The 19,825-nt window shown below is 38.5% G+C and carries 22 protein-coding genes; 12 read left to right on the top strand and 10 right to left on the bottom strand.

Annotated features, from left to right (window positions below):
- Nucleotides 1-9 precede the first annotated feature (9 nt).
- Nucleotides 10-1,779 carry a 1-deoxy-D-xylulose-5-phosphate synthase gene (locus tag LZZ90_RS05280; protein ID WP_237789634.1) on the bottom strand — a complete coding sequence of 590 codons (1,770 nt, stop codon included), beginning with the start codon at nucleotides 1,777-1,779 and terminating at the stop codon, nucleotides 10-12.
- 134 nt (nucleotides 1,780-1,913) lie between these two features.
- Between LZZ90_RS05280 and LZZ90_RS05275 the strand changes: the two genes are divergently transcribed.
- Nucleotides 1,914-2,354: a nucleoside deaminase gene (locus LZZ90_RS05275; RefSeq protein ID WP_237789633.1), complete on the top strand. Its 441-nt coding sequence runs from the start codon at nucleotides 1,914-1,916 to the stop codon at nucleotides 2,352-2,354.
- 148 nt (nucleotides 2,355-2,502) lie between these two features.
- Here LZZ90_RS05275 and LZZ90_RS05270 read toward each other — a convergent pair whose 3' ends face one another.
- Together LZZ90_RS05270 and LZZ90_RS05265 are read right to left on the bottom strand one after the other, a co-directional pair.
- Nucleotides 2,503-4,050, bottom strand: a complete 1,548-nt coding sequence (locus tag LZZ90_RS05270; protein ID WP_237789632.1) for a ribonuclease E/G — start codon at nucleotides 4,048-4,050, stop codon at nucleotides 2,503-2,505.
- A 385-nt stretch (nucleotides 4,051-4,435) separates the two neighbouring features.
- Nucleotides 4,436-4,774: an HU family DNA-binding protein gene (locus LZZ90_RS05265; protein ID WP_255702321.1), complete on the bottom strand. Its 339-nt coding sequence runs from the start codon at nucleotides 4,772-4,774 to the stop codon at nucleotides 4,436-4,438.
- A gap of 88 nt (nucleotides 4,775-4,862) precedes the next feature.
- Between LZZ90_RS05265 and mutY the strand changes: the two genes are divergently transcribed.
- The 3 genes from mutY to gldD all read left to right on the top strand — a co-directional run bounded on the left by mutY (nucleotide 4,863) and on the right by gldD (nucleotide 7,058).
- Nucleotides 4,863-5,903, top strand: coding sequence for an A/G-specific adenine glycosylase (gene mutY / locus LZZ90_RS05260; RefSeq protein ID WP_237789631.1), 1,041 nt, complete (start codon nucleotides 4,863-4,865; stop codon nucleotides 5,901-5,903).
- A 43-nt stretch (nucleotides 5,904-5,946) separates the two neighbouring features.
- Nucleotides 5,947-6,396, top strand: coding sequence for a single-stranded DNA-binding protein (locus LZZ90_RS05255; protein WP_237789630.1), 450 nt, complete (start codon nucleotides 5,947-5,949; stop codon nucleotides 6,394-6,396).
- An 86-nt stretch (nucleotides 6,397-6,482) separates the two neighbouring features.
- Nucleotides 6,483-7,058 (top strand): gliding motility lipoprotein GldD, encoded by a 576-nt coding sequence (gldD, locus tag LZZ90_RS05250; RefSeq protein ID WP_237789629.1) that lies wholly within the window; start codon nucleotides 6,483-6,485, stop codon nucleotides 7,056-7,058.
- A gap of 73 nt (nucleotides 7,059-7,131) precedes the next feature.
- Here the strand turns inward: gldD and LZZ90_RS05245 are convergent, their stop codons facing one another.
- A complete protein-coding gene (locus tag LZZ90_RS05245; protein WP_237789628.1) occupies nucleotides 7,132-7,509 on the bottom strand; it encodes a heavy-metal-associated domain-containing protein in 378 nt (125 codons plus the stop codon).
- A 113-nt stretch (nucleotides 7,510-7,622) separates the two neighbouring features.
- Here LZZ90_RS05245 and LZZ90_RS05240 point away from each other — a divergent pair, with 113 nt between their 5' ends.
- Entirely contained in the window at nucleotides 7,623-8,489 is an 867-nt protein-coding gene (locus LZZ90_RS05240) for a DMT family transporter (RefSeq protein ID WP_237789627.1), read from the top strand.
- A 66-nt stretch (nucleotides 8,490-8,555) separates the two neighbouring features.
- Here LZZ90_RS05240 and LZZ90_RS05235 read toward each other — a convergent pair whose 3' ends face one another.
- Together LZZ90_RS05235 and LZZ90_RS05230 are read right to left on the bottom strand one after the other, a co-directional pair.
- Entirely contained in the window at nucleotides 8,556-10,610 is a 2,055-nt protein-coding gene (locus tag LZZ90_RS05235; protein WP_237789626.1) for an insulinase family protein, read from the bottom strand.
- A 108-nt stretch (nucleotides 10,611-10,718) separates the two neighbouring features.
- Nucleotides 10,719-12,044, bottom strand: coding sequence for a pitrilysin family protein (locus LZZ90_RS05230; protein WP_237789625.1), 1,326 nt, complete (start codon nucleotides 12,042-12,044; stop codon nucleotides 10,719-10,721).
- Nucleotides 12,045-12,232: 188 nt separating this feature from the next.
- Between LZZ90_RS05230 and rplU the strand changes: the two genes are divergently transcribed.
- The gene (gene rplU / locus LZZ90_RS05225) at nucleotides 12,233-12,592 is read left to right on the top strand and encodes a 50S ribosomal protein L21 (protein WP_237789624.1); all 360 of its coding nucleotides are present in this window, start codon (nucleotides 12,233-12,235) and stop codon (nucleotides 12,590-12,592) included.
- Between the two features lie 24 nt (nucleotides 12,593-12,616).
- Nucleotides 12,617-12,877, top strand: a complete 261-nt coding sequence (gene rpmA, locus LZZ90_RS05220) for a 50S ribosomal protein L27 (RefSeq protein WP_023573269.1) — start codon at nucleotides 12,617-12,619, stop codon at nucleotides 12,875-12,877.
- Between the two features lie 58 nt (nucleotides 12,878-12,935).
- Here rpmA and LZZ90_RS05215 read toward each other — a convergent pair whose 3' ends face one another.
- Both LZZ90_RS05215 and ahcY read right to left on the bottom strand, forming a co-directional pair.
- The gene (locus tag LZZ90_RS05215; RefSeq protein WP_237789623.1) at nucleotides 12,936-13,484 is read right to left on the bottom strand and encodes a hypothetical protein; all 549 of its coding nucleotides are present in this window, start codon (nucleotides 13,482-13,484) and stop codon (nucleotides 12,936-12,938) included.
- A 94-nt stretch (nucleotides 13,485-13,578) separates the two neighbouring features.
- Nucleotides 13,579-14,895 (bottom strand): adenosylhomocysteinase, encoded by a 1,317-nt coding sequence (gene ahcY, locus LZZ90_RS05210; protein ID WP_237789622.1) that lies wholly within the window; start codon nucleotides 14,893-14,895, stop codon nucleotides 13,579-13,581.
- 143 nt (nucleotides 14,896-15,038) lie between these two features.
- On the opposite strand from ahcY, the gene LZZ90_RS05205 reads away from it, so the two are divergent.
- Nucleotides 15,039-15,668, top strand: coding sequence for a 4'-phosphopantetheinyl transferase superfamily protein (locus tag LZZ90_RS05205; RefSeq protein WP_237789621.1), 630 nt, complete (start codon nucleotides 15,039-15,041; stop codon nucleotides 15,666-15,668).
- On the opposite strand, the gene LZZ90_RS05200 is transcribed toward LZZ90_RS05205, so the two are convergent.
- Together LZZ90_RS05200 and LZZ90_RS05195 are read right to left on the bottom strand one after the other, a co-directional pair.
- On the bottom strand, nucleotides 15,635-16,054 hold the full coding sequence (locus LZZ90_RS05200; protein WP_237789620.1) for a group III truncated hemoglobin: 420 nt from the start codon (nucleotides 16,052-16,054) through the stop codon (nucleotides 15,635-15,637). The two genes, LZZ90_RS05205 and LZZ90_RS05200, sit on opposite strands and share 34 nt — an antisense overlap.
- A 1-nt stretch (nucleotide 16,055) precedes the next feature.
- Nucleotides 16,056-16,409, bottom strand: a complete 354-nt coding sequence (locus LZZ90_RS05195; RefSeq protein WP_237789619.1) for a hypothetical protein — start codon at nucleotides 16,407-16,409, stop codon at nucleotides 16,056-16,058.
- A 125-nt stretch (nucleotides 16,410-16,534) separates the two neighbouring features.
- Here LZZ90_RS05195 and LZZ90_RS05190 point away from each other — a divergent pair, with 125 nt between their 5' ends.
- The 4 genes from LZZ90_RS05190 to arfB are packed head-to-tail and all read left to right on the top strand — an operon-like array spanning nucleotide 16,535 to nucleotide 19,802.
- Nucleotides 16,535-17,245, top strand: coding sequence for a geranylgeranylglyceryl/heptaprenylglyceryl phosphate synthase (locus LZZ90_RS05190; protein WP_237789618.1), 711 nt, complete (start codon nucleotides 16,535-16,537; stop codon nucleotides 17,243-17,245).
- Nucleotides 17,246-17,254: 9 nt separating this feature from the next.
- Nucleotides 17,255-17,872: a nicotinamide riboside transporter PnuC gene (gene pnuC, locus LZZ90_RS05185; protein WP_237789617.1), complete on the top strand. Its 618-nt coding sequence runs from the start codon at nucleotides 17,255-17,257 to the stop codon at nucleotides 17,870-17,872.
- On the top strand, nucleotides 17,839-19,398 hold the full coding sequence (locus tag LZZ90_RS05180; RefSeq protein ID WP_237789616.1) for a DUF4301 family protein: 1,560 nt from the start codon (nucleotides 17,839-17,841) through the stop codon (nucleotides 19,396-19,398). The genes pnuC and LZZ90_RS05180 overlap by 34 nt, the downstream gene beginning before the upstream one ends.
- A 2-nt stretch (nucleotides 19,399-19,400) precedes the next feature.
- Complete coding sequence (gene arfB / locus LZZ90_RS05175) at nucleotides 19,401-19,802, top strand: alternative ribosome rescue aminoacyl-tRNA hydrolase ArfB (RefSeq protein WP_237789615.1); 402 nt, start codon at nucleotides 19,401-19,403, stop codon at nucleotides 19,800-19,802.
- The last annotated feature ends 23 nt before the right edge of the window (nucleotides 19,803-19,825 follow it).

Genomic DNA, 19,825 nt, shown 5'->3' with positions numbered 1-19,825 from the left:
TCAACATTTTCAGTAAGTTGAAAAAATATTTTTCAAACTATTAACGTCGATGCCGCAAATTTGTTGTTGCTCGGAAACGGTTGCCTGTTCTATGAACTCGTCAGGAATTCCGAGTTTTTTTACAGAAACGGAAAAGTTGTTCTCGGTTACAAAGGAAGCAATCGCGCTTCCGAAGCCGCCGATGACTGTTCCATCCTCAATGGTGATAAGGTGTTTGTGGGTGTTGCAGATTTCGTTCAGCGTATTTAAATCGAGTGGTTTAACAAAAGGGAAATGATAATGGGAGAACTGCTCAGAGTTTTTACTTTCGCTTAATGCTTGTGTAACATTGTTTCCGATAAAACCTGTGGATAAGACAGCGACATCGGTTCCTTTTTGAAATTCGATCGCCTTACCGATTTCTATTTTTTGAAACGGTTTTTGCCAATCATTCCCAATACCTCTTCCTCTTGGGTATCGGATGGCAATTGGATGTTCTAAACCTAATTGGGACGCATACATCAGATTGCGCAATTCGATTTCGTCTTTTGGAGCTGCAATTATAAGATTTGGGATGCAGTTCAGATAGGCTAAATCGTAAACACCATGATGAGTAGCACCATCTTCACCTACCAAGCCTGCACGGTCAAGACAAAAAATTACAGGTAAATTTTGTAAAGCAACATCGTGGATAACCTGATCGTAAGCGCGTTGCAAAAAAGTGGAGTATATGTTGCAGAAAACAATCATCCCTTGTGTTGCCATTCCAGCGGCGAGTGTTACTGCGTGTTGTTCAGCGATACCCACATCAATGGCACGATCAGGAATGGCATCCATCATGAATTTCATGGATGAACCTGTTGGCATGGCAGGCGTAATCCCGATGATTTTTTCGTTTTGGTGTGCCAATTCCACTAAAGTTAAACCGAAAACGTCCTGAAATTTAGGAGGAAGGTTTTCTTCCGATTTAGGCAGAATTTCTCCTGTTTCCGGATTGAATTTGCCTGGAGCATGGTATTTCACCTGATCTTCTTCGGCCAATTGCATGCCTTTGCCTTTAGTGGTTATGATGTGAAGGAATTTGGGCCCCTTCTTATGTTTTAAGCGGTTGAGTTCTTTTAGAAGTGCTTCAAAATCGTGTCCGTCTACTGGGCCGGAATATTCGAAATTGAGCGACTTGATCATGTTATTGTTCCTTGGGTTTTTTCCTTCTTTTACCGAAGTAAGGTAGTCTTTTAAAGCACCGACACTTGGGTCAATTCCGATGGCGTTGTCGTTTAGTATAACCAGAAGATTTGCATCGGTAACTCCGGCGTGGTTTAAGCCTTCAAAGGCCATTCCTGAAGCAATAGAAGCATCGCCAATAACCGCAATGTGTTGTTTTTTGGTTTCATCTTTTAAATTGGAAGCCAAAGCCATACCTAATGCGGCAGAAATAGCGGTAGAAGAATGTCCAACCCCGAAAGTGTCGTACTCGCTCTCACTGCGTTTTGGAAATCCGGAAATGCCGTGAAGCTGTCTGTTGGTGTGGAAAACGTCTTTGCGTCCCGTTAATATTTTATGTCCGTAAGCCTGATGCCCTACGTCCCAAACCAGTAAGTCTTCCGGAGTGTTGAAAACGTAATGCAGAGCAATGGTTAGCTCGATAACGCCCAAACTAGCGCCCAAATGTCCTTCTTTGCGGGAAACGATATCGATGATGAACTCGCGGAGTTCTTTGGCCAGAACGGGTAATTGTTCTGGAGTGAGTTTTCGTAAATCGCTTGGATTCTGGATGTTTGGCAAGAATTTTTCGGACATAGTACAAATGTACAACTTGAAATCGCTACTGGCAAGTTGTTTGTTTTAAACAAACACCAATAATTTAATAGGCGATACCATCTGGTACTTATAAAAAAACAAATTTTAACCATATGAAATTGTATTTTTGTTTTATGGAAAACATTTTTACCGACGAATATTTCATGAAAAAAGCCTTGCAGGAGGCTCAGGTTGCTTTTGAAAAAGGCGAAATTCCAGTAGGAGCCGTAGTGGTAATTGATGACCGCGTGATAGCCCGCACCCATAATTTAACCGAAATGCTCAACGATGTAACCGCTCATGCAGAAATGCAGGCTATTACTTCTTCGGCGAATTTTTTAGGAGGAAAATATTTAAAGGATTGCACTCTGTACGTGACTTTAGAGCCGTGTCAGATGTGTGCGGGCGCGTTGTATTGGGCACAAATTTCTAAAATCGTGTTTGGTGCCCGTGACGAGCAGCGCGGTTTCATGAAAATGGGAACCCAATTACACCCGAAAACCGTGGTAGTAAGTGGTGTTATGGAAAATGAATGTGCCAGTTTGATGAAAGACTTCTTTAAATCAAGACGCTAACTAGCCCCGATGGGAGCGGTATCCTTTTTGGTGGCTGAGGCTCTCGAAGTCAGCAAAAAGATAAAGCGGACAGCGGGATTAAGCTCCAAAAAAATGAAGTAAAAGCATAAAAAAAACCGCCTCGTTTCACAACGGGCGGTTTTTAGTTTTATTTAATTTCATTGCCTTCTTTGTCGAAGAAATGATATTCCAAATACGTGTAAGCGTCACGAGGTATGATTTTCACCCATTTCTTATGCTCGAAAAACCATTTCGAACGTAAGGATGGAAAACCTTTGGTAAGGTAAGCGGCCACAAAAGGGTGCGCGTTTAAAACGACTTTTTTGTGGTCTTTGATAATTCGTTCAAGATCAGACGCTATTTTATCTACAATTAAGATAGGAGCTTCGATTTCCCCGTTTTCGTTAGGGTCCTCTTCTCTTGTTTTGATGTTTACTTCCGGTCTGACTCTTTGTCTAGTAATTTGAATGAGTCCAAATTTGCTAGGAGGCAAGATCTTGTGTTTTGCCTTGTCGTCACTCATTTCCTCTTTCAGAAAATCGTATAGTGTTTTACGGTTTTCTGGGTTTTGCATATCGATGAAATCGACAACAATAATTCCGCCCATGTCTCGAAGTCTTAACTGACGTGCAATTTCTGCTGCTGCAATTAAATTTACTTCTAAAGCGGTGTCTTCCTGATTGGTGGCTTTATTGGATCGGTTACCGCTGTTTACGTCGATAACGTGTAAAGCTTCGGTGTGCTCGATGATTAAATAAGCTCCTTTGCTCATCGAAACCGTTTTTCCAAAAGACGTTTTAATTTGTCGTTCAATGTGATATTTCTCAAAAAGAGGAAGTTCCTTCGACTGGTAATGTTTGACGATATTGACTTTTGAAGGCGCTATCTCTTGCAAATAGTCCTTGGTTTGGTAATACAAATCCTCATCATCCACATAAATACCGGTAAAGGTATCGTTGAAAACGTCGCGTAAAATTGAAGAAGCTTTGTTTACCTCTCCCAATACTTTTGACGGGTGATGAGCGGTTGGTATTCTTTTGCACATGGCCGACCATTTGTCGATCAAATTCTGCAAGTCTCTGTCCAGTTCGGCTACTTTTTTGCCTTCGGCTACTGTGCGAACAATAACACCAAATCCTTTAGGTTTGATGGATTGAACCAGTCGTTTTAGGCGGTCTTTTTCTTCTTTGGAATCGATTTTCTGAGAAACCGAAACCCTGTCGGAAAAGGGAACTAAAACCACATATCTTCCCGCTAAAGACAATTCCGAACTTATTCGGGGGCCTTTGGTGGAAATAGGTTCTTTCACAACCTGAACAAGAATCGACTGATTGGCACTGAGCACATCGGAAATGGCTCCGTCCTTGTCGATTTCGGGTTCAAAAGGAAAATTTTTGAGAGTGAAATCTTTTATTTTACCTGCGCTTACAAGTTTTATGAATTTCATCATCGAAGAAAGGTTAGGGCCTAAATCGTGATAGTGCAAAAATGCATCTTTCTCGAAACCTACGTTAACAAACGCAGCATTTAGTCCCGGGACAGGTTTTCGGATCTTAGCGATAAAAATATCACCTACTGAAAATCCGGCTTTCTCGTCTCCGCCTTCTTCTTTGTGTAATTCAATTAGTTTTCCATCTTTTAATAAGGCAAAATCTACAGCGTCTGAACTGGATCGAATGATTAATTCTTTGTTCATGCGGTACATTTTTATCCATACTTATAAAGTTAGAAGTTAGAAATTTGAAGTTAGAAGAATTCTAAATTCTGAATCCTTAATTCTTAATTCTACTCGTACAGATGGATTAAACAAATTTTACAGGTAGTTTACCCGATTGGATTTTAGATTGCAGAGGTGAGTGTAAAAATTGCAGTAAAATTGCTAACTGAAAACTCCCGACCGCACTCTTAATCCAAATTTCAATGAACTTTTTAGTTTAAAAAGAAAAAAGTAGCTTTAGACTACTTTTTCTTTTTATGGCGGTTAGCTCTCGCTCTCTTTTTACGTTTGTGAGTAGCTACCTTATGTCTTTTTCTTTTTTTACCACTTGGCATAATTGTAGTGTTTAGTGATTAATAAATAATTATTTTACTTCTGTGTTAGTTTTTACTCCGTCAACAAAGATTTTTGCTGGTTTGAAAGCAGGGATGTTGTGAGCTGGAATTTTGATAGTCGTGTTCTTAGAGATGTTTCTTCCTGTTTTTTCAGCTCTTGTTTTGATAATGAAGCTTCCGAAACCTCTTAAATATACGTTGTCTCCAGTTTCTAAAGAACTTTTTACTTCGTCCATAAAAGACTCAACTGTTGCCTGTACGTCTCCTTTTTCTAAGCCTAATTTCTCTGAAATTTTCGCTACGATGTCTGCTTTCGTCATTTTCTTTCTGTTTATTTTAGAATAATGTGTATTTTTTTGAGTGTGCAAATATAGCAATTAAAAAAACAATTTTTCAAGCTAATTGATTAAAATTTAGTCACATAAAGTTTTATTTTTGTTTTCCAATTTTTTTAACATGAATTTTGCTAACTCGTTAATTCAATGGTATTTACAGTATAAACGCGACTTACCATGGCGAAAAACCAGCGATCCGTACCCAATTTGGCTTTCTGAAATTATGCTTCAGCAAACGCGAGTTGCTCAAGGAATGCCTTATTTTTTTGCTTTTACCGAAGCTTTTCCTACTGTTTTTGATTTGGCCGCTGCCGATGAAGAAAAAGTGCTGAAACTTTGGCAAGGGTTGGGGTATTATTCCAGAGCGCGAAATTTGCATGCAACGGCTAAATACATCGCTTTTGAGCTCAATGGAAAATTTCCGTCTACTTATAAGGAGTTGCAAAAGTTAAAAGGGGTTGGGGAATATACGGCTGCGGCAATTGCTTCCATTGCTTTTGGAGAAGCTGTCCCGGTGGTGGATGGAAATGTTTTTCGGGTATTGTCCCGTTATTTTGGGATTCCTACGGATATCTCTTCCGGTAAGGCAAAAAAAGAGTTTTTTGAACTTGCAGCGTCCCTTCTTCCCGGTGGAAAAGCTTCCGAGTTCAATCAGGCGATGATGGAATTTGGTGCTTTGCAATGCGTGCCGAAAAATCCATCGTGCGGAAACTGTATTTTGAATGAAAGCTGTTTTGCCCTGAAGCACAAAAAGGTAAATGAGCTTCCGGTGAAACTTAAAAAGACCAAAGTGGTTCAGCGTTATTTCAATTATGTTATTATTAAGGATGGGAACGGGAATTCCGTAGTGCAAAAGCGTACGGCAAAAGGGATTTGGCATAATTTATACGAATTTCCGCTGATCGAAACTAATTCTGAAGTTGCTTTTGATGAATTGATGGCGCTTATCGATAAAACGTATTCTGGATATAATCCTGTAGTGGTTAAGCCATTGCATCATGAAATAATTAAACATAAGCTTTCCCATCAACATCTCTACATTCGTTTTTGGGGGTTGGAAACACAACAGGTTCTTGCAGAAGCTGAGGAAGTAGGAGTAATACGAGAGTATCCTTTTCCGATAGTGATCCATAATTTTATGGAACGGCATTGGTTGAAATAAGCAGAAAAGTAGTATATTTGAGAATTACTAAAACGTACAAGCCATGAACGGTACATTAAACAAAGTGATTTTGATCGGACATTTAGGAGACGATGTGAAAATGCACTATTTTGAAGGAGGAAACTGCATCGGAAGGTTTCCGTTAGCCACAAACGAAGTTTACATCAACAAAACCACAGGGGAAAAAATAACGTCCACCGAATGGCACAATCTTGTTGTGCGCAATAAAGCAGCTGAAATTTGTGAGAAGTACTTAACCAAAGGCGATAAGATTTATGTGGAAGGCCGCATTAAATCACGCCAATGGCAAACCGAGGAAGGTACTACTAAATATACTACTGAAATTCAGGTTACTGAATTCACTTTTCTGAACACCAAGAAAGAATTTGAACAAAAACAGGGAGGGTTCAATCCGCAGGGAGGCGAGCCGCCAAGATCGGCTTCGTTCGATGTGCCGCCAACTACTACCGGAGAAGAAGATTTGCCGTTTTAATATTTTCGGAACTTTCAAATAAACTTTCGCATTCTGCGTTTGACATTGTATCTTTACCAGCGATTTAAGTGTAAGGAGTTTGTACTATGAGGAAAATTTTAAAAAAGAGTTTTGTTTTCGCAATCGTTGCTGCAGTTGCCTTGACGGCCTGTAAAAAAGAAGTGACTCCTAAACCGAAAGGACAGTTGCGCTTGGATTATACAAGTGCTAAATACAGTTCGTTTTCCAATATATCGCCAAATTGTTCGTTTACTTTTGATTTGAATGAAAACTCGAAAGTGAAAATGAAACAGGATTGTTCAATGGAAATTGTATATCCGAGTATGAAGGCTACCATATACCTGAATTACAAACCGGTAAGAGGAAATGTCAATCAGTTGTTGCAGGATGCTCAAAAATTAACTTACGAGCACGTTGTAAAGGCGGATGATATTGCAGAACAGCCCTTTCTTAATCCAGCCAGTAAAGTATACGGAATGTTTTATCAGGTAGGAGGAAACGCAGCGACCAACGCTCAGTTTTATGTAACAGACAGCGTGAAACATTTTGTGGTAGGGTCAATGTATTTTTATGCTAAACCGAATTACGATTCAGTACTTCCGGCGGCAGCTTACATCAAAAACGACATGCGTAAAATCATGGAAACCATAAAATGGAAATAAAAAGATAAAGAAGGATATAAAAAAGGAACTCGATCGAGTTCCTTTTTTTGTGCCGGTAATTGGCTTTATGTGTTTAGCTATTCGACTTGAAGTGTGTTACCTTGTAGGTTTTTCCGTCTGCAACAGCTTCTACGATTTTAGTTAGCGATTCCTGATTGTTTACCGTTTTGTCAAAAGCAATGGTAGCGGTTTTGGTTTCAAAATCTACTTCGGCTTCTTTAACGCCTTGGGTTTCGGTTAATTTCTTTTCGATGGTTGCTGCACAGCCCATGGCACAAGTCATGCCTTCGATTTCGAAACTTGCCGTTTGAAGATTCTCCGCAGCAATTTCTTTTTTAGGAGCTGGAACTTCTGTGGTAGTAGTGGTTTCAGTAGTTTTTTCTTCTTTTTTGCAGCTTGTGAAGGTGATTCCGGCTACTGCTAAAACAAATAAAGATTTTGAAAAAGTCATATGTTTAAAATTTTGATTTTTAATCTACTAACAAATTTGAGGCAAAATTACCCAAAAAAACATCCGTTTGTCGTTTAAATAACAGAATTTTGACATTTCAAACCAAATCTACTATGGAGTCAAAACAACTGAAATGGATTTTACTGGCGGCACTTGCTTTAATTTGGGGGAGTTCTTTTATTTTGATCAAGCGGGGCCTTGTGGGACTAACTCCGTTTCAGGTTGGATCGTTGCGGATGTTGTTTGCATTTTGTTTTTTGTTGCTGGTTGGGTTTAGAAGCCTGACCCAAATTCCGTTGGGAAAATGGAAATACATTGCGCTGACCGCTTTAACCGGAACCTTTATTCCGGCTTTTTTGTTTGCCATTGCGCAAAGCGAAATTGACAGTTCGATCAGTGCAATTCTTAATTCGTTAACGCCTTTAAACGCTTTAATTTTAGGAGTGACTTTTTTTGGTTTGGCCTTTCAGCGCAATCAGTTTATTGGAGTAATGGTTGGTTTGGCCGGAAGTTTAATTCTGATTTTAAGCGGTGCGGCCCATCATCCGGAGCAGAATTATTTTTACGCACTTTTTGTAGTAGTGGCCACTTTTTGTTATGCGCTCAATGTGAATTTCATCAAAAAATATCTTTCGGACATCAATCCTTTGGCTATTACCACCGGTAATTTCGTAGTGATGGCTGTTCCGGCTTTGATTATTTTGAGTTCTACCGGTTTTTTCAATCAGCTTGGAGATGAACAAGTGCAGTACTCGATACTTTTTGTGAGTGTTTTAGGTGTTATCGGTACCGGGATTGCCAATATGTTGTATTTTAAATTGATTCAGATGACTTCTCCTGTTTTTGCGGCTTCTTCGGCGTATCTGTTTCCGGTAGTTGCTATTTTTTGGGGGTTGCTCGATGGAGAAAGTATTGGGTTGGTTCAGGTTTTTGGAGCAATGATTATTTTGGGTGGGGTTTATCTTTCGGCTAAGAAATAAATTAGAACTGTATAAAAAATAAAAAGGTCGCCATAATTGGCGACCTTTCTTTTATAACTAAGCTTCTTATTTGAAATCTTCAGCAGTTACGCCTTCGTTGATTTTTACTTCAGTAGTCATCAATTTGATGTCGATACCAACGTTCATGTCAATTTCGTGAGGGAATTTGATTCCTTTTACTTCTTTGTAGTTGCTGTAGTAAGTAGTCTGTGTCATTTTCTGACCACCTTGCTCCATTTCTTTAGCTTCGGCAACTTTTAAACCAGATTTTACATCATAGTAATATTTGGTTTTGTCGTTTTTCACAACGTAAGCATCGTTTCCGTTGATGGCTTCAATCCCTTCTAATTTGATGTTAGGATTTGAAGTGAATGTCAACTCTTCAAAAGGTATAGCTCCTTCTTTTTGTTCTTTGAATTCTTCAGCAGTGAAGTCTTTTCTCTGACCTTGCATAACAGCATAACCGGCTTTGTCTCCAATAACTTGTTTCATCATAGACATTCCCATTGCTTTGGTTTCTGAAAGCATTTTTTTGTCGGATGTTACTTTGCTGATAACCTCAATTGGAGTTCCTTGAACTGTTCCTGAAGCAATCGTTACAACAGATTTTACTGCTTTCAATGCTTTCTCTCCACCAATAACTTTAATGTAATTATCGATTACGGTTTTCGAAGTAACACCCGCTGGAATTGGAATGCTTACTTTTGGTTTTTCTGTTGGGTTACCGAATTTATCAAAGAAGAAAATAGGCAATTTTTGTTTTGCGCTCATTTTCTCTAAGTTAGGCAATACTTCAGAGGCTTTACCAACAATTACTACTCTTGTGTTTTCAGCCAAGAAATATTTGTTAGCTACTGCTTTGATGTCTTCCGCAGTTACCGCGTTGATGTTCTTGATGTAGTTTTCGTAGAAATCAGCTGGTAATTTTTGCGTTTCTGTGTTTAAAGCATAACGTGCAATGGTTCCCGGCTTTTGAATTTGCATTACGAAGTTTCCGATGTATTTTGCTTTTGCGTTTTTCAACTCTTCAGCAGAAACCAAGTCAGTTCTGATTCTTCTCAATTCGTTCATGAATTCTACTACTGCGCTGTCAGTAACAGCGTTTCTTACTGAAGCCCCTGAACGGAATTTCTCTACATATTTCCCTGATCCTAATGAAGAATACGCTCCGTAAGTCCATCCGTGTTTTTCACGTAAGTTCATGAACAAACGTCCTTCACCACCACCACCAAGAACTTGGTTAGCTAAGATTCCAGCGAAGTATTCTTTGTCGGTCATTTTTAAATTTACCGTATTTACTAAAGCAATTTCAGACTGTACCGCGTTAGGCATGTCTACGAAATTGATTTGTGAGTACTGAACGTTTTTAGGGTCGGTATAAGTAAGGTTTGGTGCCATAGCTTTTTTCCATGAACCAAACTGTTTTTCTACCATTTTCTGAACGTCTTTGGTTTTAACGTCTCCAACAACTACTAAATAAGCGTTTCCAGGTACAAAATATGTGTTGTAGTTAAGCATTACGTCGTCTAAAGTTACGTTTTTAAGAGTAGTTTCGCTTAAATATTCTCCAGATGGATGGTCTTTTCCGAAAGCCAAAACGTCTTCCACACGACCAGCAACTGCAGTTACACTTTTCTCTTCAGATTTTAAGCCTTCAAGTAGTTTTGTACGCTCTTTGTCTAATTCCTCTTGAGAGAAGATTGGGTTTAAAGCACCGTCTGCCATTAATTCCAAGATTCTTCCTGCGTATTTTGATAATCCGCTTCCAGAAGCACCGTTTGCGTTGAAATTAATGTTAGCTCCCAAGAAATCGATTTCCTCATTGAAAGCATCTTTCGGCATGTTCTTAGTTCCGTTACCGATTAAAGCACTGGCTAAATCAGCTACCCCTTTTTTGTTGCCTTCTGCATAAGGAGCGTTGTCGATAGTCAGGTTGTAAGAAACTCTAGGTAATTTGTGGTTTTCAACAACTAAAACTTTTAAACCGTTTTTAAGGGTGAAAGTTGTCGGTTTTCCAACATTTACTACTGGAGACGGGCCTGGTTTAGGTTGTGTTCTGTCTTGTGCTTGCATGGTTATTGCTAAAAATAAACTTGCGGCTATATAAATGTATTTTTTCATATATGTAAAAATTGTTTGTCAGAGGTCATATATGGTATCGCCTTTTGTTTGTCGGTGTTTGTTTTTGACAAACTCGGTGTTAGTGGCGATTTCATAGTACTTCTCAACTTAGTTTTGTGCTTTGTCTTTTGCAGGAACGTAATCTAAAATCAAACGTTGGTTCGGGTTTAGGTATTTTTTAGCTGCCTCTCTGATTTCTTCTCTGGTGATGGAACGGTACATTTCGATTTCCGTATTGATAAGGTTTACATCTCCGTATAATAAATAGAAAGAAGCAAGGTTCTCTGCAATACCTTCAACACTTGCGTTGCTGTTTACGTATTGGTTTTCGAATTTGTTCTGTAGTTTTTGGAAGTCTTTCTCAGAAATTAAGTCTTTCTGTAATTTTACGATTTCCTCATCTACTTCTTTTAGTAAGCCTTCTGTAGTGTTTTGTCCCATTGGTAAGCCGTAAAGGATGTACATTCCGTAATCTTCCTGGCTGTAGTTGAACGCGCCAATCTGTAACGCCATTTTCTTGTCGTCTACCACTTTTTTGTACAATTTAGAACTTTTTCCGTCCGATAAATACGAAGAGATCATGTCTAGTACACGAGCATCACGCGTTTTCATAGAAGGAGTTCTGTAAGTAGCTACCATCATTGGAATCTGGATGTTTGGATCCTGGTATGTTGCTTTGATGGTCTCCGTGATTGGAGCTTCTTCAAATTTTTGTTTTTTAACTTCAGCTCCTTTTGGAATTGCACTGAAGTAATCTTTAACCCATTGTTTAGCCTGAGCCGGATCGAAATCACCAGCAACTACTAAAACAGCATTGTTAGGGATGTAGAATTTTTTGTTGAACGCCTGGAATTCCTCTAAAGTTGCAGCGTCTAAGTGTTCCATAGACCCGATTGGAGCCCAACGGTACGGGTGCACTTTGTACATGTTTTGTTTAACTGCAGCAATCAAATTCCCGTAAGGTTGGTTGTCTACACGAAGTCTTTTTTCTTCTTTAACTACTTCGTTTTGAGTGTCTACCCCAATTTGGTTGATTACCGGGTGCATTAAGCGCTCCGATTCCATCCATAAAGCCAATTGTAGGTTGTTGGAAGGAAAAACTTCGTAGTAGTACGTACGGTCTTCAGAAGTGTTTGCGTTGTTGTTCCCTCCGTTTGCAGTTACGATTTTAAACCATTCACCACGACCGATGTTTTTGGTTCCTTCAAATAAAAGGTGTTCAAAAAAGTGTGCAAATCCGGTTCTGGATGGGTTTTCGTCTTTCGATCCCACATGATACATTACAGAAGTAATTACTACCGGAGCCGATTTGTCCTGATGTAAAATAACATGCAGGCCGTTATCCAGATTGTATTCTTCAAATGCTACTTTTTGTGCTGAAGCCGCTGCGCCCAACATTAAAAGTGAACTCAAAGCCATTAAAGATTTTTTCATAAGAGTTAATAGTTATTTTTTATTTCTTGAATGAGTGTGCAATTTCGTGATTTTGTTACAATTAGAGGGTGTTTTTTTAAAGGGTGTTGATTTTTAAGTGATTATAATTATTTTTTGGATAAAGAGTTGCGCTGTAAAGAAATAGTTGTATATTTGCACACTTGAAAAATTAACTAAACATTATTGTTATGTACGCAATCGTAGAGATAGCAGGGCAACAATTTAAAGTAAGCAAAGACTTAAAGGTTTATGTTCACCGTTTAGCTGCAGAAGAAGGTGCGAAAGTTTCTTTCGACAAAGTTCTTTTGTTAGACGACAACGGAAACGTAACTTTAGGCGCCCCAGCTGTAGAAGGTGCTTCAGTAGAAGCCAAAGTGTTACAACACTTAAAAGGTGATAAAGTAATCGTTTTCAAAAAGAAAAGAAGAAAAGGTTACAAAAAGAAAAACGGTCACAGACAAGCTTTAACTCAAATCGTTATCGAAGGTATCGTTGGCGGTGGAGCTAAAAAGAAAGCGACTAAAAAAGCGGAAGCTACAGAAGAATAATTAACATTTAAAAACTAGTACGTCATGGCTCACAAGAAAGGTGTCGGTAGTTCCAAGAATGGTAGAGAATCAGAATCGAAACGTTTAGGTGTTAAGATTTATGGTGGTCAAGCTGCAATCGCTGGAAACATTATCGTAAGACAAAGAGGTTCTAAGCACAATCCAGGTGAAAACGTTTACATGGGTAAAGATCATACTTTACATGCAAAAGTTGATGGAGTAGTGAAATTCCAGAAAAAAGGTGACAACAAGTCATTTGTTTCTGTTGTTCCATTTGAAGCATAAGAATTACTCTTAAAAATATTGAAAAACCCATTCTGTTTTAGAATGGGTTTTTTGTTTTCTAGCTTTTAGGTAATTCGCGTTCAATTTTTTCCAATTGGTTTCCTTTGAAGAAAAATAAATTTCCTAAATACTTGCCTTCAGCTGCATCGATGGGCTTTCCTTGTAAATCATTTTCGAAATAGCGCATGTAGGTGTTTCGGTATTTGCTTTTATAGTACTCGTTGTCAATGGAAAATAAAGGGCTTTTAAAGTTAATGCGCTGCTCCAGAGTTTCGTTTAGATTCGCATAACCGTTCATGACCAAAAAGAGTTTGTAGCCGTTTTTATTGGCGAAATTCTCGTAAACAAACATGGGTTTGCACAGGTCGGAAGTACAGCCGTTTTTAAAAATATATACCAAAGATTTTGGATGTTTGCTAAGCTCTTGCTTTAATTGATTCGCATTGATTTTGTAAACATGCTCTGGGTCTACTTTTTCAAAGTTTTCAAGTGCAACAATTTTGGTTTTCTCGGTTTGGTTAAGTTTGGAATAATCGTTGGTCAGCCCCTGAATGCTGCATGAAAGTAAAACTAGGGCGCAGGTTAGGGTGAGAATACTTTTTCTCATTTGTGTTTTGTTTGTTAAAAAGTAAGAAAAATCTTTTGCAAACAAAAACCCTTACATCTCTGCAAGGGTTTTATAAACTGTAAGCTACAAGCTATTAGTATCTGTAATATTCTGGTTTGAAAGGTCCTTGAACTTCAACACCGATATACGCTGCTTGTTCTGCATTTAAAGTCTCTAATTCAACACCTAATTTTGCTAAGTGTAACGCTGCTACTTTCTCATCTAAGTGTTTCGGTAACATATACACTTCGTTTTTGTAGTTTGCAGCATTGTTCCACAACTCGATTTGTGCTAATGTTTGGTTCGTGAACGAGTTTGACATTACAAAAGACGGGTGCCCTGTTGCGCAACCTAAGTTTACCAAACGACCTTCCGCCAAGATAAGGATGTCTTTTCCAGCGATAGTATATTTGTCCACCTGAGGTTTGATTTCGATTTTCGAAGCACCGTGGTTTTTGTTCAGCCAAGCCATGTCGATTTCGTTGTCGAAATGCCCGATGTTACATACGATAGTTTTGTCTTTCATCGCCTCGAAGTGTTTTCCAATAACGATGTCTTTGTTTCCTGTAGTAGTGATTACGATATCAGCATTTGCAACAACAGTGTCTAATTTTTTTACTTCAAAACCGTCCATAGCTGCCTGTAATGCACAGATTGGATCGATTTCAGTTACAGTAACGATAGAACCAGCGCCACGGAACGAAGCTGCGGTACCTTTACCAACGTCTCCATATCCACAAACGACTACTCTTTTACCTGCTAACATAACGTCTGTAGCACGACGGATCGCGTCTACCGCAGATTCTTTACAACCGTATTTGTTGTCAAATTTAGATTTAGTAACCGAATCGTTTACGTTGATTGCCGGCATGAACAAAGTTCCGTTTTTCATTCTTTCGTACAAACGGTGCACTCCAGTTGTAGTTTCTTCCGATAAACCTTTGATTCCAGGGATTAATTCCGGGTAACGGTCAAATACCATGTTGGTTAAATCTCCACCGTCGTCCAAGATCATGTTTAGTGGTTTTCTGTCTTCCCCGAAGAAAAGCGTTTGCTCGATACACCAGTCAAAAGACTCTTCATCAAGACCTTTCCATGCATACACCTGGATTCCTGCAGCAGCAATTGCAGCAGCAGCCTGATCCTGAGTAGAGAAGATGTTACAAGAAGACCAAGTAACTTCTGCACCTAATGCAATTAAAGTTTCGATTAAAACCGCCGTTTGGATCGTCATATGCAAACATCCTGCAATACGCGCTCCTTTTAAAGGCTGGCTTGCTCCATATTCTGCACGAAGCGCCATTAATCCTGGCATTTCTGCTTCTGCAAGTTCAATTTCTTTTCTACCCCAAGCTGCAAGATTGATGTCTTTTACTTTGTAGGCTACAAATGGAATGGTTGTTGTACTCATCTATTTAGTATATTTGTTTTTAATAACTCTCCGATGGATTTCGGACTGCAAAATTACGCATTTCCTTTTATTTTCCTAAAGCATTTTGCGTATTTTATAAAATGTTTAGCTTTCTAATCTTTTGAAAAACAGTAAACTACTCGATGTCATTTTTTAAAGTTATCCATATAGACTCTTGTGCAAAGGTTTTTCTTTGGAAAATAACCGAAGATTTTGATTGGCTTTTCCGTGAGACGCGTTTAAAAGATGTTTCCTTGGCCCGTTTGGAAGGCATGAAATCTAAGAGCCACCAAAAAGGTTTTTTATCCGTTCGGATGCTTTTGCAACATTGTGGTTATTCGGATTTTGATTTGTATTATGACCAGCTTGGCAAGCCGCATTTAAAAGACGGAACACACATTTCCATATCCCATTCTTTTGATTTTTCGGCCATCGTTTTAAGTGAAAAAAATATAGGGCTGGATATTGAGCAGGTAAAAGAAAAAGTGTTGCGAATCGCTCCTCGTTTTATGAATGTTTCGCATTTGGAACATTTAACCGAGGCAGATCAAACCAAGAAAGCTACTGTAATTTGGGGTATTAAAGAGGCGATTTTTAAACTGAAAAACGAAATTGGCATCAGTTTTCCGGATCATATTTTCGAAGACGAATTTCTATTGACGGATAAAAAATGCAATGCCCAACTGCGTTTTAATAACACGGTTGAGCATTACAAGGTCTGTTTTGAAGAAATCGAAAACTATATGTTGGTTTGTGTTTTAAGAGCAGAATGATTTCGCGATCGGTTTTCGTAAATACTGATCATTAAAAAGGTTCCCATCTTTCTGGCACGACGCTTTAGAAGTTCTACATTTTCTCCTTCGAATAATTCCTCAAGAGTTTCGAACCAGAGATTCAGCCAAAGACCAAAAACATCGGGATTAACAGTGTTGTGGAATTTTTCATCGACCTCCACATGCGCTGGCAAAGGGTTTCCAAAATACTTTCGCACCGCGAAAAGATTGTTTTCCCAGAAATCGGTCAGCTTTTCCAAATGGCTATCCCAGTCGGTGATGGTTTGGTTAAAGAAATGGCCGATTTCGGTATTGCTCCTTATCTTGGCATAGAAAGTATGCACTAATAGAGAAAGATCGTCCCGATTTTGAATGTCGGTTTTCATTTTAAAGGATCAGCGTGTTCAAAATAATCATTACCATACTGATTACAGCACTGGATATGATCAGGTTGAAAACAAGTTTCGGTTTCTGTTGTGCTAAAATGGAACCGTTTACAATACTGCAAATTAGTACCACTATGGCCAATTGCACCATTTGAAGTACGGAAGTTCCGTTTTGTAAAATGTACATTGCGGCAGCGCCTCCTAAACAACTTTGTCCGATAATCGCTAAGGTTGCAAACCCCATATATCCTCTTTGAAAGTCCTGTAGTGATTTTTGATATAATGTCATGATTTCTATTGTTTTATAGGACAAATTTACATCGATTAGCGGCCTCGGTTTTATGATAAAAATCATGTTGTTAGAAAAAAGATTTTCATAATAAAAGAGAAGTGGGTAAGATTATCATACAAAAAGTAATGTATTATTTTACGGATTTTAAAAAAGGGCTATTTTTACCAAATCAAAAACGGATTTCTAAAATGATTTACAACGACATTCTATCGGCAAAAAAAGAAGGGAGAAAGCTCTTGGCAGTATTGCTTGATCCGGATAAGATCGACATGAATGTTTTAGATGCCCTGATATTGAAAATAAATGCTTCCCCGGCAACCCATGTTTTTGTTGGCGGAAGTATTGTTCAGGCAACTATTATTGATGAGTTAATTGAGCGCTTAAAGCATAAAACGACGTTGCCGATTGTTTTGTTTCCCGGGAATCCTTCACAGATTTCCAACCGTGCCGATGCAATTTTGTTTTTGACGCTGCTTTCCGGTCGTAATCCGGATTATTTGATTGAGCACCAGGTGAATGCTGTTCCGATTTTAAAGCAAACCAAACTTGAGATTATTTCAACCGGCTATATTTTAATTGAAAGCGGAACACAAACTGCAGTACAGCGTGTTAGTAAAACAGAGCCGTTAGCTCGTGAGAATTCCGATTATGTTTTACAGACGGCACAAGCAGGAGAGTTTATCGGTATTAAACTGATTTATCTGGAAGCGGGAAGTGGTGCCCAATGGGCCGTTCCGTTAGAGATGATTTCCAAGGTTTCTCAGAATATAAGTGTTCCGGTTATCGTTGGAGGCGGGATACGTTCCAAAAAAGCAATCGACCAGGCCTATCAATGTGGAGCGGATATGGTGGTGATCGGAACGGCTTTTGAAAACGACAGCGATTTCTTTAATTTCTAATTTGAAATTATGATTGATTTTTTTCTGGAGGCATATAAAAATGCGACCATCACTCAAATTGTGCTGGAATTTATTGCTTTTGTTTTGGGGATTGCCAGTGTGTGGTTCGCCAAAAAAGAGAACATTCTGGTGTATCCAACGGGTTTGGTGGCTACAATCATCACAACCTATTTGCTTTGGATTGCAGGGTATTTGGGGGATATGATGATTAATCTCTATTTTTCGGTCATGAGTATTTATGGTTGGTGGAATTGGAACAGAAAAGATAAGAATGCGAATAGTTTACCTATTACAAGAACAGATTTTAAAGAAAAAATAATAGGAATTGCATTGTTTTTTTTGACAATTGTTGTAGTTTTCGCAATCTATAAAACCGTTGGGCAAGAAATCAAAAAAGAAAATTATGTTGACATAACAGCAGCGGGGATTTTCTTTACTGCAATGTGGTACATGGCCAACAAAAAAATAGAGAACTGGACCTTATGGATACTGGGTGATTTTATTGTTACACCTATTTATGCCTATAGAGGTCTGGGAATGTTGTCGTTACAGTATTTAATTTTTACGGGGTTAGCCATTTCGGCTTATTTAGAATGGAGGAGAATTTTACAACAAAAGATTATTTGATTACTAAGTACGGGTTTTCTGAATCCGATTTTGATTATATAAACCGTTACGGGATTTCGATTGAGAAAATCCGTAGGGAGCTTTCGTTTTTTGAAAACGGCATTGCTAAAATTGATCTGGACCGCGCAGCAAGAATTGATGACGGTATTTTTTCTTTTTCAGAAGCACAGATGCAGGATTTGGCTAGTTACTTCACTGCAAATAAAGACCGCTATATTACCGAGAAATTTGTTCCGGCCTCGGGTGCGGCAAGCAGAATGTTTAAATTCCTGATCGATTTTATCAACGATTTTAAGTTGGGAGAAGAAACCATTAACGCCTACATCAACAGAAGAAATGCGGTAGAGTTATCTGTTTTTTTGGTGGGAATTGAAAAATTTCCGTTTTATGAAATGGTTTTGGAAGAAGTGAAAAGCCTTTACGGAAATTACGATTCTTTTTCTCAAGATGAAAAGTACTATTATTTCATAAGTACGCTTTTGTCTGAAGAAGGTTTTGATTTTGCCAACAAGCCCAAAGGGGTTTTGCCTTTTCATAAATTTAAAGATACAATTTCCACGCCAATTGCTAAACATTTGAGCGAAGCGCTAGTTTATGCGCAAACACAGGACAAGAGCAGGATTCATTTTACGGTTTCCGAAGAGCATCTTGAAGAATTTAAAAAAATAGTGTCTCAAAATACTGAAACACAAGTGGTTTATTCTTTTCAGAAATTGGCTACTGATACGCTTTCTGTAGATATGAACAATAGTCCGTTCCGATTGGAAAATGGGGAACTGTTTTTTCGCCCGGGAGGTCATGGCGCATTAATTGAAAACTTGAATCAGTTGGAAAGTGATGTGGCATTTATCAAAAATATTGATAATGTGGCATTCAATCATTTTGAGGAAATCGTTTTTTATAAAAAAGCCTTGGGAGGTTTATTGCTTCAATTGCAGAAGGAAATTTTTAAGCATCTTGAAAAACTAGAAAATTCTGAGCAAAATGCTGTTGAAGAAGTGGTTGTCTTTACTACCGAAAAACTAAAAGTTGCCTTGCCTAAAGATTTTTCAAAATTTTCGCCTGAATACCAAAAACAAGAACTTTTTCAGCTCTTGAACCGTCCAATTCGCGTTTGCGGAATGGTTAAAAACGAAGGAGAACCGGGCGGAGGACCTTTTTGGGTTAATGAAGACAACGGAACGGTTTCCCTGCAGATTGTGGAATCTTCTCAGATAGATTTACAGAGTGAGCAACAAAAACGTATTTTTTCAGAAGCGACGCATTTCAATCCGGTGGATTTGGTTTGCGGGCTTAAAAACTATAAGGGCGAAAAGTTCAACCTTACTGATTTTGTTAATCATCAGGCAGGTTTTGTAGTTCAGAAAACCAAAAACGGAAAGAACATAAAAGCTTATGAATTGCCGGGATTGTGGAACGGAGCGATGGCCAATTGGATCACACTTTTTGTTGAAGTGCCACTCATTACGTTTAATCCGGTAAAAACTGTGAATGATTTACTTAAGCCGGCACATCAGCACGAATAAAAGTGAATAAGGAAATTAGTTTATCGGAGTTACAGTTTAAGGCAGTTCGAAGCAGTGGTGCGGGTGGTCAGAACGTGAATAAAGTTGCCTCAAAAGTGGTGCTTACCTTTGATTTGAAAAATTCAGCGGCGTTTTCTGAAGAAGAAAGACAGCTTTTGCTGTTCAAATTGGAGAACAAACTGACCAAAGAACACCTTCTTATTCTAAACTGTGATGAAGACCGAAGTCAGCTTAAGAATAAGGAAATTGTAATTAAGCGTTTTTTAGGAATTTTACAAGAAGCTTTAAAAATTCAGAAGAAGAGAAAGCCTACAAAAATACCACGATCCGTTATTGAAAAGCGTTTGAAAGAGAAACGCAATCAGTCTGATATTAAGCAAAACAGACAGAAACCTAAGTTTTAAGTTTTTGATCTTGTATTTTGATT

The sequence above is a fragment of the Flavobacterium sp. SM15 genome, from assembly GCF_022012335.1.
Taxonomy (GTDB): Bacteria; Bacteroidota; Bacteroidia; order Flavobacteriales; family Flavobacteriaceae; genus Flavobacterium.
The sequence above is the reverse complement of the archived record's forward strand: the minus strand, read 5'-3'. Positions and strand labels throughout refer to the sequence as shown.

Excerpts from the sequence above, each read along its gene's own strand:
- LZZ90_RS05280 (WP_237789634.1), bottom strand. The coding sequence starts at position 1,779 with ATGTCCGAAAAATTCTTGCCAAACATCCAGAATCCAAGCGATTTACGA.
- LZZ90_RS05275 (WP_237789633.1), top strand. The coding sequence starts at position 1,914 with ATGGAAAACATTTTTACCGACGAATATTTCATGAAAAAAGCCTTGCAG.
- LZZ90_RS05270 (WP_237789632.1), bottom strand. The coding sequence starts at position 4,050 with ATGAACAAAGAATTAATCATTCGATCCAGTTCAGACGCTGTAGATTTT.
- mutY (WP_237789631.1), top strand. The coding sequence starts at position 4,863 with ATGAATTTTGCTAACTCGTTAATTCAATGGTATTTACAGTATAAACGC.
- LZZ90_RS05255 (WP_237789630.1), top strand. The coding sequence starts at position 5,947 with ATGAACGGTACATTAAACAAAGTGATTTTGATCGGACATTTAGGAGAC.
- gldD (WP_237789629.1), top strand. The coding sequence starts at position 6,483 with ATGAGGAAAATTTTAAAAAAGAGTTTTGTTTTCGCAATCGTTGCTGCA.
- LZZ90_RS05245 (WP_237789628.1), bottom strand. The coding sequence starts at position 7,509 with ATGACTTTTTCAAAATCTTTATTTGTTTTAGCAGTAGCCGGAATCACC.
- LZZ90_RS05240 (WP_237789627.1), top strand. The coding sequence starts at position 7,623 with ATGGAGTCAAAACAACTGAAATGGATTTTACTGGCGGCACTTGCTTTA.
- LZZ90_RS05235 (WP_237789626.1), bottom strand. The coding sequence starts at position 10,610 with ATGAAAAAATACATTTATATAGCCGCAAGTTTATTTTTAGCAATAACC.
- LZZ90_RS05230 (WP_237789625.1), bottom strand. The coding sequence starts at position 12,044 with ATGAAAAAATCTTTAATGGCTTTGAGTTCACTTTTAATGTTGGGCGCA.
- rplU (WP_237789624.1), top strand. The coding sequence starts at position 12,233 with ATGTACGCAATCGTAGAGATAGCAGGGCAACAATTTAAAGTAAGCAAA.
- rpmA (WP_023573269.1), top strand. The coding sequence starts at position 12,617 with ATGGCTCACAAGAAAGGTGTCGGTAGTTCCAAGAATGGTAGAGAATCA.
- LZZ90_RS05215 (WP_237789623.1), bottom strand. The coding sequence starts at position 13,484 with ATGAGAAAAAGTATTCTCACCCTAACCTGCGCCCTAGTTTTACTTTCA.
- ahcY (WP_237789622.1), bottom strand. The coding sequence starts at position 14,895 with ATGAGTACAACAACCATTCCATTTGTAGCCTACAAAGTAAAAGACATC.
- LZZ90_RS05205 (WP_237789621.1), top strand. The coding sequence starts at position 15,039 with ATGTCATTTTTTAAAGTTATCCATATAGACTCTTGTGCAAAGGTTTTT.
- LZZ90_RS05200 (WP_237789620.1), bottom strand. The coding sequence starts at position 16,054 with ATGAAAACCGACATTCAAAATCGGGACGATCTTTCTCTATTAGTGCAT.
- LZZ90_RS05195 (WP_237789619.1), bottom strand. The coding sequence starts at position 16,409 with ATGATTTTTATCATAAAACCGAGGCCGCTAATCGATGTAAATTTGTCC.
- LZZ90_RS05190 (WP_237789618.1), top strand. The coding sequence starts at position 16,535 with ATGATTTACAACGACATTCTATCGGCAAAAAAAGAAGGGAGAAAGCTC.
- pnuC (WP_237789617.1), top strand. The coding sequence starts at position 17,255 with ATGATTGATTTTTTTCTGGAGGCATATAAAAATGCGACCATCACTCAA.
- LZZ90_RS05180 (WP_237789616.1), top strand. The coding sequence starts at position 17,839 with ATGGAGGAGAATTTTACAACAAAAGATTATTTGATTACTAAGTACGGG.